Here is a 16,473-nt window from a genome sequence, read left to right as displayed (position 1 = left end):
AATGCATCTCGTGACAATTGAAACACAGTGTGATAGCTTGTAACAAAAACTCATGCAGCCAACTCAAACACAAACCCTTAATAAACATAATCGCTTTAGTATTGCAACACAGCAGAATCAGCCCAGCAGTGTTCTTTCTAGAAGCTTAGTATTCATAGACACAGCCGTAGCGGATTATCAAACCTTAATGTCTGGAGTGGAGAAGGGCACACAGGTGATACTCCTGCACCCAGAATGGGATGGTGTCGAGCAAATCACTACTGCATTGTCTCAGCGAGCAGACGATATAACCACAGTCCATATAGTTTCACACGGTTCACCAGGATGCTTGTATCTGGGCAATAGCTGCTTGAACTTAAAAACCCTAGAATTCTACGCCAGTCTCTTAGAGGGATGGTTTCCAAAGGGTTCTACTCCCTCGTTGTTGCTCTATGGCTGCAACATTGCAGCCACAGACATCGGCATCGAATTCATAGCCAAATTGCGCCAAAAAACAGGAGCAAAAATAGCTGCTTCCACTACCCCCACAGGGAATCCAGCTTTAGGCGGTAACTGGAAACTGGAAGTGAGTACACAGAAAATGACGATATCGTTGGCATTTCCTGTTGTAACTCAAGTCGCATATACTGGGGTGTTAAACCCTAGCCGCGTCTCCGTAGGTGCAAGCGGTAACCAGACAAATAACAACTCGTTGAGCCCAGCCATCTCGACTTCGGGGCGTTATGTAGCATTTCGGTCTGATGCCAGCAATTTAGTAGCAGATGACACAAATAACTATAGTGATATTTTTGTCTACGATACTCAGACAGGCATTACCAATCGCGTTTCTGTAGGTTCAGGGAGTGTCGAGGAAAATAACGCTGCTAATGGGCGTCCTGCTATCTCGGGAGATGGACGTTATGTGGCATTTGAGTCATATGCCAGCAACTTAGTAGCAGATGACACGAATGATTTTAGTGACATCTTTGTCTATGATACTCAAACACGCACCACCAGTCGTACTTCCGTAGATTCACAGGGTAATGAGGGGAATAACGTATCCTTATCCCCCACCATCTCGGGAGATGGACGTTATCTGGCGTTTGAGTCATATGCCAGCAACTTAGTAGCAGATGACACGAATGACTTTAATGACATCTTTGTCTATGATACTCAAACACGCACCACCAGCCGCGTTTCAGTAGATTCACAGGGAACTCAAGGAAATAATGCATCTTTCTCTCCTGCAATTTCGGCAGATGGACGTTATGTGGCGTTTGATTCATTTGCTAGCAACTTAGTTCCTGACGATACAAACAACACTCGTGACGTCTTCCTCTATAACACTCAAACACGCACTACTAGCCGCGTTTCCGTAGATTCACAGGGCAATCAAGGGAATAATGCATCTTTTTCGCCCGTCATTTCGACAGATGGACGTTATCTGGCATTTGAGTCATATGCTAACAACTTGGTGCCAGGAGACACTAACGACACTGGTGACATCTTTCTCTATGACACCCAAACACGCACCACCAGCCGCATTTCCGTAGATTCACAGGGCAATCAGGGAAATAACGAATCCTTCTCCCCCAGCATCTCGGCAGATGGACGTTATGTGGCATATGCTTCATATGCTAACAACTTAGTAGCAGGAGACACTAATAACACTGCCGACATTTTTGTCTACGACACTCAAACACGCACCACCAAACGTGTTTCTATAGATTCACAAAACAATCAGGGAAATGACTTATCCTACAACTCCGTCATCTCCGGTTCGGGACGTTATGTCGCCTATGAGTCATATGCCAGCAACTTAGTAACAGGAGACACTAATAACAGCCGTGACATCTTCCTCTACGACACTATAACCAACAATGCCCCAACAAACTTGGCGTTGAGTGCTACTAGCGTAGATGACAAGGTGCCTGCGGCAACACAAATTGGCCTTTTCACTAGCATAGATCCAGATACAAACGACCAGCACACTTACAGCTTAGTGACGGGGACGGGCGATACTGATAATGCCGTCTTTACTATTAATGGCGACAAACTACTCATTAATAATTCCCCCAACTTTGCAAGCAAATCTAGTTACAACATCCGCGCCCGTACTACTGACAACGGTGGACTCTACTTTGACAGACAGTTCACTATCAACGTCAATCAGGGCGTCGATAAGAGCGTTGATAAGGGTGTTGATAAGGGCGTTGATAAGGGTAATCCCTCTGTTCCACCTACTCAACCCACAACAACTCCTCAGTTAACTCAAATTGCTTCTGATGTTTTCAACATTACAGGTAATAGTAGTCAAACCAAACTTTCAGTTAAGCTCACAGATCATAGTTCTTCACTTGTCAATGAAGTAGGAGTATTTACTGTTGACGATGCACAAGGTCGAATCAACGGTATTCTCCCTGGTAGCGCTGGATACAGCGAAGCTGCCTTGAATCGATCTCAGGTTATTTTCTCTGCTCTTGCTAATACCCCAAATGGATTTGATACCGACCTGACACGTAAATTGGCGTTCGACTCAAATGCCAACTTGAGATTTTATTTAGTACCTGACAGCACCACAGATTCAGTGTTGTTTGATAATACCTCTTCAACAAAAGTGGTGTTTCCATCTGCAGCAAATTTCAAAGTCGAAAGCTTGAACAACGGAGAGTTCTCTTTGGCTTGGAAAGATCCATTAAATCAAAATGGTGACTTCAATGCTTTGGGAATCAACGTGAAAGCAACAAATGAAGAATTTTCTTTAGGTAGCAGTCTGCAAGGAAAACCGCAAGATCAACTAATCGACTTGCGACAAGTTAACACTCAAGTCAAAGCTGATTTTGTTCTCAACAGAGAAGCTGCTTTTAGTGACTTTATTGGTTTCTACAAAATAGCAGATGACAAGGGTGGTATTGATACCAATGGTGACGGTATTGTTGACCTCCGTCCAGGAGATGCTGGTTATGCACAAGCTGCTGTTAAAGGACGTGTTCCTGGCATTGACTTGACGGTGAACAACCACGCAACAGCAAATTTCACTGGAATTTTCAATGGTGGTTCGCTGTATGCCCCGTTCATGATCGTCAATGGGAAACCTGATGCACTTTTAGATAGTAATTCCAATAACGATCCACAAGTTTATTTTTCATTCTTGGGTGCTAATTCTGACAAAACGGATCATGTTTCTCTGTTGGGAGATAACGTTTTTGGTTTTGAGGATCTGGTTAATGGCGGTGACAAGGATTACAACGATGTAACTGTGCGAATCAATTTGAGTAAGGCGTGATTATACGCATTATTATAGTTTAAATTATACAAAAAACTAGAGAGATGTGACTATGAAGAGAATCAGCAGACGTGAAGCAATGAAGATCGTAGCCCTTGCGGGAGGTACCGTTTTACTTCCTGTAGGACTTCAGTATCGAGGATACACTCAAACAGTCAGTGGAACAGTCGCGCCATTTACACTTTCCTTTCGCACACCACCAGTGTTGAACCCAGTACGTAGCGATTCAACAACTGACTACTACCAAATTAAAATGCAGAAGGGTCAAGTAGACATTTTACCTGGACGCACTACCGAGGTTTGGGGTTATAACGGTATATTTCCCGGTCCCATAATTAAACAGCGTGCAAACCGGGTATCAACTGTACGGTTTATCAATAATCTTGATGTGAATACATCAGTTCACCTGCATGGAATGACATCTTCGCCCCAGTACGATGGCTACACTTTGGATTTCATTTCTCCAGGTTATTACAAAGATTACGTTTATTCCAACTCCCGAGCTGCTAATTTCTGGTTCCACGACCACGCGCTTGCTCAGACTAGCAAAAATGTGTATATGGGATTAGCTGCAATGTATATCGTCCAAGATGATCAAGAACTTGGGTTGCCACTTCCCAAAGGAAATTATGATATTCCTCTGATCATCCAGGATAGGCAATTTGCGTCTGATAATTCACTCATTTTTGATAATCGAAATCAGACCAGTGTGATGGGTGACACAATTGTAGTCAACGGCGTACCTTGGCCCCGTATGGAGGTAGCTAACCGCAAGTACCGTTTCCGAGTGTTAAACGCATCAAGTTCCCGCTCTTATGGACTTGCTCTGAGTACAGGTGATGCGTTGACTGTGATTGGTACTGATGGTGGGTTAATGTCTGCACCAGTGAATACTCAAAACATACGTCTTGCTCCGGCAGAACGCTATGACTTAATTATCGATTTCTCCAAATATGCCTTAGGGACTCAGGTAGAACTGCAAAATCTTCCACTACCACATAACCTTGTTTTCGCCAACACAGACAAAATTATGCGCTTTGATGTAGTGCGTTCTGAAACAGATGACAGCGTTGTTCCTAGCACACTACGCAATATTCAATTTATTCCAGAATCCTCAGCTGTACGAACTCGCAACTTCACAGTGGAGCAGAATAGTAATGGAATGTGGGTGATCAATGGTAATGGGTGGGACCGAAATCGAGTGGATGCAAATCCTCAACTGGAAGACGTGGAAATATGGACATTTAGCAACACCGCAAATCTCTCGTTTCATCCAATGCACCTCCACCTCATTGATGCTCAAATACTTGACCGTAATGGTCAACAGCCTTTTCCTTATGAGGTTGGTCTGAAGGATGTCGCCTACGTTGGTGAAAATGAGACAGTACGGGTGATTGGGAGGTTTAGACCTTTTGCGGGTAAATTTATGTACCATTGCCACAACATGGTTCATGAAGACCACGACATGATGAGTCAGTTTCAAGTGGGGCAAGGCGGGATAAATCCGATGTCAGCCCCAGCCAGACCGCTTCCAGCACCACCGCTTTAAATTTATATTTCCTCAAGCCAGGAGTGTCAAACCGTTAATGAAAGCGCATGGTGACGGATGTGATCCTCAATAAAACTGGCGATGAAATAATAACTGTGGTCATAGCCATCTTGATAACGCAAGTTTAGCGGCTGGTTAACTGCTGCACAAACTTGCTCTAACACCTCAGGTAGCAACTGCTGACTAAGAAATTTATCAGCCGTACCTTGATCGATGAGAATCGGACTGTGGTATCGTGTTTGCCTGACCAATTCACTGGCATCGTAAGCACGCCAACTTTCCTTATCCTCACCAAGGTATCGGCTAAACGCCTTTTCACCCCAAGGACAGCGCATTGGTGCGGCGATGGGTGCAAAAGCTGAGACTGATTTGTATTGCTGGGGATTTCTCAAAGCGCAAACAAGCGCACCATGTCCCCCCATTGAATGACCGAAAATGCCTTGTTTCTCTGGTTGTGCAGGAAAATGTTCGGCAATTAAAGCAGGCAATTCTTGCACAACATAGCTATACATTCGGTAGTGAGACGCCCAAGGTTCAACAGTTGCATCCACATAAAAGCCAGCACCTGTCCCAAAGTCCCAGTCGTCATCCTCACCAGGAATACCAGTGTTGCGGGGACTAGTATCTGGTGCAACCAGCATTAAACCGTATTTTGCCGCATATTGCTGTGCCCCAGCTTTAATCATAAAGTTTTCTTCTGTGCTAGCCAAACCAGAGAGGAAATAAAGAACTGGTACTGGTTTTTGGGTGGCTTGCGGTGGTTGGTAGACAGCAAAGCGCATTTCCCCGTTACAGGTAGAGGAGGGATGAGTATAGAAGCCGAGTTTACCACCGAAGGATTTATATTCTGAGGTGAGGTTGGGGTTAGTCATGAGTGTTGAAATTTGGTTACTTTTACTGTCTCATAACTCACTTCTTTTGTGGTAATTGAGACTTTAAAACCCTTCTAACAATTTTGCTACCTGTTCCGGTGCAGGAAGTTTATCCTGTAACTCTTGCGGTAACGTTGAAACTATCCGATAAGTCGCCACACCAATAGGTTTATTCGACTCCCTCAACGCATATTCCACAATAGTTTTATCTTTCAACTTACAGAGAATAATACCCACCGAAGGGTTTTCATCCTCTAATCTTACTTTGTCATCTAACGCTGCCAAGTAAAACTGCATTTTACCCACATATTCTGGCAAAAATTCACCGATTTTTAACTCAATAGCCACCAAACACTTCAAGCGGCGATGAAATAATAATAAATCAATAAAATATTCTTTATCACTAATTTCTAAACGATACTGACTACCGATAAATGTAAACATTCCGCCCATTTCTACAAGAAATGGTTCCACCTTCGTCAAAATAGCTTGCTCTAACTGACGCTCACTATGTTCGTCTGCTAGTTCTAAAAAGTCAAATGTATACTCATCTTTAACCGCTAATTTTGCTTTGTTACGAATACTCTCTGGAACAGTTTGGTCAAAATTAGTTTGATTGAGTAAAGTTTTCTCATAACTTTGATTTTCAATCTGGTTCATTAAAACATTTTTAGTCCAGCCAAACTTCCGCGTCATGCGGATATAAAATTCTTGTTCGAGGTCGTCTTTACACTTCTCCATAATGACCAGATTGTGAGTCCAGCCAATTTCTCGCACCATTGGTGCGAGTTTTTCATTATTCACATAAGTTTCATAAAAAAGTTTCATTCGCCAAAGATTGGCAATTGAAAATCCTTGTATGCCAGGAAACTCTATTTGTAAGTCTTGAGAGAGATTTTTGACCACCGACTTCCCCCAAGTTTCCCCCTGTTGACGACTAACAATTAACCTCCCAATGTCCCAGTAGAGAGCAATTAATTCTTTGTTAACTGCTTTTAACGCTTCATACTGGGCTGCACGAATACGCTGTTTAACAGCAATTAGCCATTTACTATAATTCTCTAGATTGAGTTCACTCATAGGGAATTTTTGATAAATGAATTACAATTATAGAATTGAAGTAGCCAACGCAAAAATCTGCCCGATACGACATCTTCAGCGTCTCTCGCGAAATCGGTAGCAGTTGCAAATCTATGTTCTCAAAGATGCGTGGCATGATTTCATAGTATACAAATCTCAACAGGCAGAGCCTCATGGAATGCATTCCCAGCCAGAGACTGGGAACGAGGGAACGAGGGAAACGAGGGAACGAGGGAACGAGGGAAGAGGCTGGGAACGAGAGGAACGAGGTAAACCAGGAAAATTTCTGTGTGCTTCCTTAACTAATTAAACGTGACTACACTCCGAATTGACTCGCCCTTGTGCATCAATTCAAAGGCATCATTTATCTGCTCAATTGGCATCACATGGGTAATCAAATCATCAATATTTATCTTGCCCTGCATATACCAATCAACAATTTTTGGTACATCAGTTCGTCCTCTTGCACCACCGAACGCTGAACCTTTCCACACACGCCCAGTCACTAGTTGAAAAGGACGGGTGCTAATTTCCTCGCCAGCACCAGCAACGCCGATAATCACGCTGACTCCCCAACCTTTGTGACAACATTCCAAGGCTTGGCGCATAATATTCACATTACCAATGCATTCAAAACTGTAATCAGCACCGCCTTTTGTTAAGTCAACCAGGTAAGGAACTAAATCTCCTTCAACTTCCTTGGGGTTGACGAAGTGAGTCATGCCAAATTTTTCTGCCAGAGCTTTTTTGTTGGGATTGAGATCTACCCCCACAATCATATTTGCTCCTACCATCCGTGCCGCTTGGATGACATTTAAGCCAATACCACCCAAACCGAAAACCACCACATTTGCTCCTGGTTCGACTTTTGCCGTATTGATGACTGCACCAACTCCTGTTGTCACGCCGCAGCCAATGTAACAAACTTTATCAAACGGCGCATCCTCACGAATTTTTGCGACGGCGATTTCTGGCAGTACCGTATAGTTGGAAAAGGTGGATGTCCCCATGTAGTGATGAATCATCTGCTTATCAATGGAGAATCGACTGGTACCATCAGGCATAACACCGCGCCCTTGAGTCGTGCGAATTGCCTGACAAAGATTGGTTTTGAGACTGAGACAATATTCACAACTACGGCATTCTGGGGTATATAGAGGAATAACATGATCTCCTGGCTTGACGCTAGTAACCCCTTCGCCCACCTCTACAACAATACCTGCGCCTTCGTGTCCTAAAATTGCTGGGAATAAACCTTCAGGATCTTTACCAGAAAGAGTATAAGCATCGGTGTGGCAAACTCCGCTAGCTTTAATCTCGACCATCACTTCCCCAGCTGATGGTCCTTCTAGTTGAACTGTTTCAATACTCAACGGCTTATCCGGATTGTAAGCTACTGCTGCTTTTACTTTCAAAATCAGTTCTCCTCATCAGAAATTCAAAATTTGCCCTACAGGGACGCTACAAGTTAGTTTACAGCGTTTTTCTGTAAGGTGGGCATTGCTCATTACTATCTCAAATGTCTATCACATAAGCTTTTGTGAGCAATGCCCACCCTACGATTTTTGGTATTGCTGTACACGATAGTGCCATTGTGTAGTTACATTGGATATAAGCGCTAGCAGCTTTTTTGCCCACCATTAGATTACGTTTATTTTTTCATCGCCTATGAACCCTGCCCTGACTCAATTCGGCGTCCAGATGTCCAACCTGACTGGAGTTAGAGCCATTATGAAGGACATTGTTGAAACTTTACGAGCTCATACAGGGCAGCAATTGATAAATTTGAGTGCTGGTAATCCGTTGATTTTGCCTGAAGTGGAACAGTTATGGCGGGATTGCACGGCACAATTGCTGGCTAGCCCAGAATATGGTGAAGTCGTTTGTCGTTATGGACCAAGTCAGGGCTATTTACCACTGATTGAAGCAATTGTTAGGGATTTTAATCAGCGATATAACTTGAATTTGACTGAACGCAACATCCTTATCAGCCCAGGAAGTCAAACTCTCTACTTTTATGCTGCGAATGCTTTTGGCGGGTACACTACCAGCGGTGAACTTAAGCAAATCGTTCTGCCACTCAGCCCAGATTATACAGGATACGGTGGTGTATGTCTAGTGCCAGAAGCCTTAATTGCTTACAAACCTACATTGGATATCGACGCAGCCGCACATAAGTTTAAATACCGCCCCGACTTTAGCAAACTATCGATTACAGAGAAAACTGGTTGCGTTATCTTCTCTCGTCCCTGCAACCCCACTGGTAATGTCCTTACGGATGATGAGGTGAAAAAAATCGCCGCCCTTGCAGCGCCTTATGATGTACCAGTGTTCATTGACTCGGCATACGCCCCCCCGTTCCCAGCGATGAACTTTACTGAAATGACACCAATCTTTGGTGATAATATTATCCATTGCATGAGTTTATCAAAAGCTGGATTGCCAGGAGAACGCATTGGGATTGCGATTGGGGATGAACGGGTGATTCAAGTTCTAGAGGGTTTCCAAACAAATGCTTGTATCCACGCTTCACGCTACGGACAAGCGATCGCAGCGCGTGCTATTAACTCTGGTGCACTGGCAGATATTTCTGTGCAGGTTATTCGCCCGTTTTATCAGAATAAGTTTACAGTTTTGGAAAACACGTTAAACGAAGCGATGCCCGATGATTTACCTTGGTTCCTCCATCGTGGTGAGGGGGCAATTTTTTCTTGGTTGTGGTTGCAAGACTTGCCAATAACAGACTGGGAGTTTTACCAAGAACTCAAGCAAGTAGGTGTTATAGTTGTTCCTGGTAGTAGTTTCTTCCCTGGGTTGCACGAAGAGTGGGAACACAAGCACCAGTGTGTCCGTATTAGTCTCACTGGAAGTGATGAGGAAATTGCCACGGGTATGCAGCGTTTGGCAAAAGTGGTACAACAGGTTTATCAACGTGCTGCTGTTAGTGCTTAGTTGAGTATGACAAACCGCAAGAACGTAGAGAAAAAGATCACGAAGAAGGCAGATAAGGAAGATAGCAGAGCAAGATCTTCCTCATCCTCCCTATTCTCCACTCCTGAAGGCTGGCTGGAAATTGGCACAATTGTGGCACCTCAAGGGTTGGATGGACAGATGCGGGTTTATCCTGATACGGATTTCCCGGAACGCTTTGAGGTGCCTGGAATACGTTGGTTGTTGCGTCCTGAGCAGACGGAACCGAAAACCGTAGAATTACTATCAGGACGTTATATACCGGGTAAAAATTTGTACATCATCGAATTGGAGGGAGTGGAAGATCGCAACCAAGCGGAGGAATTGCGCGGGTGTAAGTTGATGGTTCAACAGAGCGATCGCCCTCAATTAGGAGAAGATGAATATCACGTCATAGATTTGGTTGGCTTACCAGTTTTTATCCAGGAATCTGGGGAACTTCTTGGTTCAGTCGTGGATATTCTTCCTGCTGGTCATGATTTATTAGAAGTGCAGTTGCATCAAGAGGGACAACTTGGGGAGAAAAGTCAAAAGAATATTTTAATTCCGTTTGTGAAAGCTATAGTGCCAGTGGTAGATTTGGCAGCTGGTCGCATTGAAATTACACCACCAGATGGGTTATTGGAACTGTAGTACTGATGTTTCATAATACCAAATTCGCTTTGATAAGCCCAACCACCGCCAAAGTATTATGTTATCTAGGTTTGGGGAAGATTAGGGGTAATTTTTAGATCTGCATCGACACCACTCGCCAAATCGCTGAAACCCTATATTTTTCGTTGAGTGGTGTCGATTGCTTGTAGGGCAAGGGTTTGAGGTATGTGTGTTGCTCAATTTTGCACAACTGGTATAATGTTTTTTAGAGTGGTGTCGATTTGGCGGCTGAAACTCTTACTGGGTAAAGGCTGCTGGACGAACTCCCTACCGATTGGGTTAAATCGGATTAGTTGGAAACGAAGTATGCGCCCAAAATCAACCTAAATACTCCCACCCTACCGATTGGGTTAAATCGGATTAGTTGGAAACTAATATTTATCACCTCCACTTTTTCTTTTGGAACTGATGATGCCCTACCGATTGGGTTAAATCGGATTAGTTGGAAACCCTGTTCTACGGTCTTTAACTGTAACTTTTGCGTTTGCCCCTACCGATTGGGTTAAATCGGATTAGTTGGAAACCATCGGCTTCTAGAGCCTATGACTTCAATTCTGCCCTACCGATTGGGTTAAATCGGATTAGTTGGAAACCACAGCACTTTTTCGAGCTGATTCTGAAATTCAAACCCTACCGATTGGGTTAAATCGGATTAGTTGGAAACGGCCATTTGGGAAAAACGTAAAACTCTTCTGAAGGAGTCCCTACCGATTGGGTTAAATCGGATTAGTTGGAAACTGAAGACAACATCTCCAGTACGATAGCTATGCCCCTACCGATTGGGTTAAATCGGATTAGTTGGAAACCTGATACTTTAGCCGATGTGACGTTGTTATAACGCCCTACCGATTGGGTTAAATCGGATTAGTTGGAAACTCTGCAGTCCTACATTTGCTGCGCATTGCGCATTAAACCCTACCGATTGGGTTAAATCGGATTAGTTGGAAACGTGACATAACATTCCTGTCTTTGTGTTTAGCTTGAATACCACCCCTACCGATTGGGTTAAATCGGATTAGTTGGAAACACTGAACGATTCTCCTTATTTCCTAAACAATAAACCAGAACCCCTACCGATTGGGTTAAATCGGATTAGTTGGAAACAACTGGTATACCCTTCTTGTTCATCCAACTGTAACCCCCTACCGATTGGGTTAAATCGGATTAGTTGGAAACTGGAATATATTTAATCCAGAAGCATAAATAGGGTATAGTCCCTACCGATTGGGTTAAATCGGATTAGTTGGAAACGCTACGTCTGCTTTTTGGCGCAAGAAAAAATCAAGGTACCCTACCGATTGGGTTAAATCGGATTAGCCAGGCATAATGTAGAGACGTAGCATGCTACGTCTCTACAGCCGCGTATTGCACGCCATCGAGAAGCGCTATATTCCCTGTTCCCTGTATTTCTTAAAAGATGGAAATAGCATTTTCCACCTGCTGTTAATCTGGAAACATACTCCACAAGCAGCAGGACGCATTATGAAGAGAGAAGTTTTTAACTATCCTCCCAGTGTAGAAGTCTTAAAGTTGTTAACGCCGGGTTCCTTAAAACAAAACTTAGGGAAAGCGGTAAGATTATGGGTTATTTTACGTTCTATCTATGGAGATGACGGTGATGAAATTAAATTAGAATTACAAGAAGAATTTACTTTTCTTCAATGGCGCGATTTGTTTTTTCTGGATGCGACCAAGCAACATTCACGCGACAAGGCTCCAATTTTACATCATCAAGAATGTCGCTGCGCTACAAAATTAACTGAGTGGTTGTTTGCATCCAGTTTAACTATTGATAAAAAGAAATGGTCTCAGTCATTTCAAAAATATTATTGTATTCAATTTGATGAATTAGAAAGTTTGCTGTTGACGGGGATAATTACTAATTCCCTGATAAATAGTCAACAAGATAACGCATCAGTGACGACTAGCAATGGCAAAAAATCTCAGAAATTTTCTAAATCGTTGTCGGATGGGCGTTTATTTGCTGTCACTAGTCGAAATTTGAAAGAATATGACTTTCAGTCATTAGTCAATCTGGGATGGTTAAAAAAACCACAGAGTCAAGCAGAAGTCAATCAAATTACATACTTGAAAGTAGATAATTTTCCAGATTTTTTCTTAGCACGTCTGGAAGAGAAAGAAATTCCTTCAGAACAGTTTACCAATGAAGAATTGTCTGCTTTCAATAATTCATTTTCTCAACCCATTAATGGTATTCAGCGATTTTTTATTCATGCAGAATACATCGTTCATTCCCGGCTATATGAGCGCATTGAGTTGCTGCAAAAGCAGTTGAAAAATCTTTGGGCACAAGAGAAGATACCGTTGGTGAAGTTAACTTATCAAAGTGCTAAACTCTATCATGATACAGTTGATTGTATTGTTTATCCGGTTTGTATTTACTACTATCAACGCGCACCTTATCTATTTGCTTACGGTCAAACTCCTAAGCAAGATGAGGATAATAGTTGGAGCAAAATAGATTGGTATGATTATCGTCTTGACCGAATTCTCGAATTAGATGAATTGCCAAAAAATGTAGATGATGCAAATATTCCCAAACACTTTATAAATAAATGTCAGGGTAAATTTCCACCGAATCCTGACGATATTAAAGAAAAAATGTCAGCCGCTTGGGGTTTTGATATCTATCAACCACAGGAGTTATTAGTTTTGAAATTTGACCAGTATTTTTATGGAAATAACATTAAAGGAACGGAACGCGAGGAAATGTTTACACAAATCTCTCTCCAACAGGTTGAAAAATTAGTGAAGGTTTACACTCCTTTAGCATCAGTAGAACAAAAATATCTGGTTTCAACCTTACAATCTCGTTCGGAAAAAGATATTTATTGCAAAGTCGATTATCGTGTTAATGATAATAACATCGTGATGCGTCTGCGGGCTTGGGGACCAAATGTGGAGGTTATCTTACCTTGGCATTTTCGCGATCGCATGACAAGAGATATGGAAGCGACTTACAGACTTTATAAATAACAAGATATGTAAATTATCAGGGAAATCATACCATGAACTCAAACCCAACAGAAACATCAAAATTAACTCATCGTTTTGAACAAGCTTTGGTTTACGCTACCAGACTTCACGCTAAACAAACTAGAAAAGGAGTAGGTAATGTACCTTATATTAGTCATCTATTAAGTGTGGCGGCGCTGGTATTAGAAGATGGTGGCGACGAAGATGAGGCGATCGCAGGATTATTACATGATGCGATCGAAGATCAAGGAGGCGAAGCTACCCGCCAAGTCATTTTAAATATGTTTGGTGAAAGAGTCTGTGAAATAGTTGACGGTTGCACTGATTCAGATACGATACCAAAGCCACCTTGGCAAGAACGCAAACAGCAATATATTGAAAAATTGCGTCATGCTTCAGCTTCGATTCGTAGGGTAGCCCTAGCGGATAAATTGCATAATGCTCGTTCTATTTTGAATGATTTACATCAAGAAGGAGAAGCAACCTGGCAAAAGTTCAAGGGTGGTAAAGATGGAACTTTATGGTATTACCGTACTTTGCTGGCAGTGTTTTTAGAAAGTGATGATCGTTCCTGGTTGGTAGAGGAATTAAATCGTATTGTTCGTGAATTTGAGAAGGTGAAAGATGATTGATATTGCTAGCAGATTTCTTGATATTAAGAATTTTCAAAATGCTTGGCAAAAGGTAGCAGAAAATCGCGGATGTGCAGGAGTAGATGGAGAAACGATTGATAGTTTTGCTCGCAATCAAATTGTAAATATTTATCAATTACTAAATGCTGTTGCTAATAGTACTTATCAACCTTGTCCTTGCAAGCAGGTGATTATTCCCAAAAGAAATGGCACTCAAAGAGAGTTAAAAATACCAACTGTACGGGACAGAATTGTGCAGCAGGCTTTGTTGAATATACTGTATCCGTTAATGGAGGATAAATTTTCGCCTGCTAGTTTTGCTTATCGTCCCAATTTATCTTATCTTAATGCGGTAGAAAAAATCGCTGATTGGCGAGATATGGGATATCATTGGGTGTTGGATGCGGATATAACCAGATTTTTTGATAATATCGACCATCACAGGTTATTAAAAGAAGTCAGATTATATATAGATAATCCGGGAATTTTATGTTTGATTAAGTCTTGGATATCAGTTGGGGTGTTCACTGCAGAGGGGTTAGTCTTACCGCAAAAAGGTATTCCTCAAGGTGCTGTGATTTCTCCGATGTTGGCGAATATTTATCTACATGAATTTGATGAATGCGTGAGCGCAACTGATTTAAAACTCGTGCGTTATGCAGATGATTTTTTGGTTTTATCGCGTACTCAAGAGCGAATTTTGTCAGCGAAGTCAGAAATTATCAATCTGTTGAATTCGATGGGATTGACGATGAATGCTGAGAAAACCCAAATTACTAATTTTGGGCGTGGGTTTCGGTTTTTAGGTCATGGTTTTTTGGAGAATGCAATTTTCCCCGTTAATGTTAATGAGGAGAAGTTGAAATCTGCTATAGAAAAACAAAATCAATCTCAAAATAGCAGTAAAAAAAAAGTCCCAAATCTGGGGACGCAAGCAAGGAAGGTAAGGAAGATATTGTAGAAACATCTGGCGAATGGAATTCGCTGCTACACAAACCAAGTCCGCCTACGTGGACTTCACCTCGTTCCCATCCTTCCCCTCGTTCCCATCCAGAGGATGGGAATGCAGTGTGGGAGGTTTTACCTCCAGGTGACGAGAAGCAATACATCTCTGAAGTTATTTCTAACCTTGAGCCTGGGAACGAGGATATCGCGTATTTAAAAAATGTTGCGACTCTACATCAACCCTTCTTCGCAGAAATAGAGACAGAATCACCTCTTCAAACTGAAGAGGATAACAGTCCTTTTCAAAAAAATATTTGGCATCGAGAAATGGCAGCTATTTATCTGATCGAACAAGGCACAAATATTTATAAAGATTACCAACGCTTTATCATTCATGTTTCTGAAAAACCAAAACTTGAAGTCCCGATTCGAGAAGTGCAGCAAATTCTCGTTTTTGGCAATATTCAACTGTCCACTCCGGTGATTCAAGCTTGTTTACAAGAACAAATTCCTGTCTTGTTTCTCAGTCAAAGTGGTCAATATCACGGTCATTTATGGAGTGAAGAGTCAACGAATTTAGATAATCAATTAATCCAGATTGAAAGACGCCAAGATGATTATTTTCAATTTCAGGTGTCGAGAGCGATCGTTTTCGGTAAATTGATGAATTCTAAGCAGCTATTATTGCGATTGAATCGCAAGCGCAAAGTCACAGAAGTGGAAAAAGCTATTTTTGGAATCAGTCAAGATATCGACTCGCTGGATTTAGTAGATAATTTAGATACGTTACGCGGTTATGAAGGAATAGCTGCTGCGAGATATTTTCCGGCTTTTGGTCAATTAATTACTAATTCTAAGTTTGAATTTTCTCTGCGTAACCGTCAACCTCCCACTGATCCAGTCAATTCTTTATTGAGTTTTGGTTACACGCTATTGTTTAACAATGTTCTAAGTTTTCTTGTCGCTGAGGGACTTTCTCCTTATTTAGGAAATTTTCATTATGGGGAGAAACAAAAACCTTATTTAGCGTTTGATTTAATGGAGGAAATGAGGTCTGTTGTTGTTGATAGCTTTGTTTTAAAGATTATTAATAAATCTTTACTCAACCCACAAGATTTTGACATAGTTTCTAGCACAGGAGGAGTCTATTTAAATCAATCAGCAAGACGAGTCTTTCTTAAACAATTTGAAACCCGCATGAATGAAGAAGTTTCTCATCCAGATTTGCAATCTCAAACAACCTATCGCCATGCGATTCAATTACAAGTAAGACGATATAAACGGTGTTTGTTGTCGGGGGTTCCCTATGAACCTTTTTTAAGAGCAGTTTAAGATTCTGAGATTTTGAATTGGGAGTATCCTAATTTATAAAAACATGTTTGTGTGTGGCGATCGCCACACACAAGTAATCATCTAAGTTCGATATAACTTACACATTTAATATGCTTGCTTTGTTTTGAATTATCCTAAAAAACTTGTATTTTCATGAATTTATATTATTTAATTGTT

11 protein-coding genes and 1 CRISPR repeat array are annotated in these 16,473 nt (G+C 41.8%); of the genes, 8 read left to right on the top strand and 3 right to left on the bottom strand.

The genetic code is table 11. The features are described from left to right. The first annotated feature begins 52 nt into the window (after window positions 1-52). Both AC5JM2_RS19970 and AC5JM2_RS19965 read left to right on the top strand, forming a co-directional pair. The gene (locus AC5JM2_RS19970; RefSeq protein WP_495836594.1) at window positions 53-3,265 is read left to right on the top strand and encodes a DUF4347 domain-containing protein; all 3,213 of its coding nucleotides are present in this window, start codon (window positions 53-55) and stop codon (window positions 3,263-3,265) included. 52 nt (window positions 3,266-3,317) lie between these two features. Next, complete coding sequence (locus AC5JM2_RS19965; protein ID WP_495836593.1) at window positions 3,318-4,814, top strand: multicopper oxidase family protein; 1,497 nt, start codon at window positions 3,318-3,320, stop codon at window positions 4,812-4,814. A gap of 26 nt (window positions 4,815-4,840) precedes the next feature. Here the strand turns inward: AC5JM2_RS19965 and fghA are convergent, their stop codons facing one another. The 3 genes from fghA to AC5JM2_RS19950 all read right to left on the bottom strand — a co-directional run bounded on the left by fghA (window position 4,841) and on the right by AC5JM2_RS19950 (window position 8,181). Then, the gene (gene fghA, locus AC5JM2_RS19960; protein WP_495836592.1) at window positions 4,841-5,686 is read right to left on the bottom strand and encodes an S-formylglutathione hydrolase; all 846 of its coding nucleotides are present in this window, start codon (window positions 5,684-5,686) and stop codon (window positions 4,841-4,843) included. A 63-nt stretch (window positions 5,687-5,749) separates the two neighbouring features. After that, window positions 5,750-6,766 (bottom strand): PDDEXK nuclease domain-containing protein, encoded by a 1,017-nt coding sequence (locus tag AC5JM2_RS19955; RefSeq protein WP_495836591.1) that lies wholly within the window; start codon window positions 6,764-6,766, stop codon window positions 5,750-5,752. Window positions 6,767-7,068: 302 nt separating this feature from the next. Beyond that, on the bottom strand, window positions 7,069-8,181 hold the full coding sequence (locus tag AC5JM2_RS19950; protein WP_495836590.1) for an S-(hydroxymethyl)glutathione dehydrogenase/class III alcohol dehydrogenase: 1,113 nt from the start codon (window positions 8,179-8,181) through the stop codon (window positions 7,069-7,071). A 253-nt stretch (window positions 8,182-8,434) separates the two neighbouring features. Between AC5JM2_RS19950 and AC5JM2_RS19945 the strand changes: the two genes are divergently transcribed. From AC5JM2_RS19945 to cas1, 6 genes are all read left to right on the top strand, one after another. Continuing rightward, window positions 8,435-9,718 (top strand): valine--pyruvate transaminase, encoded by a 1,284-nt coding sequence (locus AC5JM2_RS19945; protein WP_495836589.1) that lies wholly within the window; start codon window positions 8,435-8,437, stop codon window positions 9,716-9,718. Window positions 9,719-9,724: 6 nt separating this feature from the next. Further along, on the top strand, window positions 9,725-10,369 hold the full coding sequence (gene rimM, locus AC5JM2_RS19940; protein ID WP_495836588.1) for a ribosome maturation factor RimM: 645 nt from the start codon (window positions 9,725-9,727) through the stop codon (window positions 10,367-10,369). Between the two features lie 286 nt (window positions 10,370-10,655). Continuing rightward, window positions 10,656-11,715: direct repeats of the CRISPR family, unit length 36 nt; unit sequence CCCTACCGATTGGGTTAAATCGGATTAGTTGGAAAC. A gap of 16 nt (window positions 11,716-11,731) precedes the next feature. Then, window positions 11,732-13,387, top strand: coding sequence for a TIGR03985 family CRISPR-associated protein (locus tag AC5JM2_RS19935; RefSeq protein ID WP_495836587.1), 1,656 nt, complete (start codon window positions 11,732-11,734; stop codon window positions 13,385-13,387). 32 nt (window positions 13,388-13,419) lie between these two features. After that, window positions 13,420-14,019 (top strand): HD domain-containing protein, encoded by a 600-nt coding sequence (locus AC5JM2_RS19930; RefSeq protein WP_495836586.1) that lies wholly within the window; start codon window positions 13,420-13,422, stop codon window positions 14,017-14,019. Then, complete coding sequence (locus tag AC5JM2_RS19925; protein WP_495836585.1) at window positions 14,012-14,980, top strand: reverse transcriptase domain-containing protein; 969 nt, start codon at window positions 14,012-14,014, stop codon at window positions 14,978-14,980. The genes AC5JM2_RS19930 and AC5JM2_RS19925 overlap by 8 nt, the downstream gene beginning before the upstream one ends. 107 nt (window positions 14,981-15,087) lie before the next feature. Next, window positions 15,088-16,296: a CRISPR-associated endonuclease Cas1 gene (gene cas1, locus AC5JM2_RS19920; protein ID WP_495836584.1), complete on the top strand. Its 1,209-nt coding sequence runs from the start codon at window positions 15,088-15,090 to the stop codon at window positions 16,294-16,296. Window positions 16,297-16,473: the final 177 nt, after the last annotated feature.

The sequence above is a fragment of the Brasilonema angustatum genome, assembly GCF_059505445.1.
Note: the sequence above shows the minus strand (reverse complement) of the source record. Positions and strands in the feature narration are given on the sequence as shown.

Excerpts from the sequence above, each read along its gene's own strand:
- AC5JM2_RS19970 (WP_495836594.1), top strand. The coding sequence starts at position 53 with ATGCAGCCAACTCAAACACAAACCCTTAATAAACATAATCGCTTTAGT.
- AC5JM2_RS19965 (WP_495836593.1), top strand. The coding sequence starts at position 3,318 with ATGAAGAGAATCAGCAGACGTGAAGCAATGAAGATCGTAGCCCTTGCG.
- fghA (WP_495836592.1), bottom strand. The coding sequence starts at position 5,686 with ATGACTAACCCCAACCTCACCTCAGAATATAAATCCTTCGGTGGTAAA.
- AC5JM2_RS19955 (WP_495836591.1), bottom strand. The coding sequence starts at position 6,766 with ATGAGTGAACTCAATCTAGAGAATTATAGTAAATGGCTAATTGCTGTT.
- AC5JM2_RS19945 (WP_495836589.1), top strand. The coding sequence starts at position 8,435 with ATGAACCCTGCCCTGACTCAATTCGGCGTCCAGATGTCCAACCTGACT.
- rimM (WP_495836588.1), top strand. The coding sequence starts at position 9,725 with ATGACAAACCGCAAGAACGTAGAGAAAAAGATCACGAAGAAGGCAGAT.
- AC5JM2_RS19935 (WP_495836587.1), top strand. The coding sequence starts at position 11,732 with ATGCTACGTCTCTACAGCCGCGTATTGCACGCCATCGAGAAGCGCTAT.
- AC5JM2_RS19930 (WP_495836586.1), top strand. The coding sequence starts at position 13,420 with ATGAACTCAAACCCAACAGAAACATCAAAATTAACTCATCGTTTTGAA.
- AC5JM2_RS19925 (WP_495836585.1), top strand. The coding sequence starts at position 14,012 with ATGATTGATATTGCTAGCAGATTTCTTGATATTAAGAATTTTCAAAAT.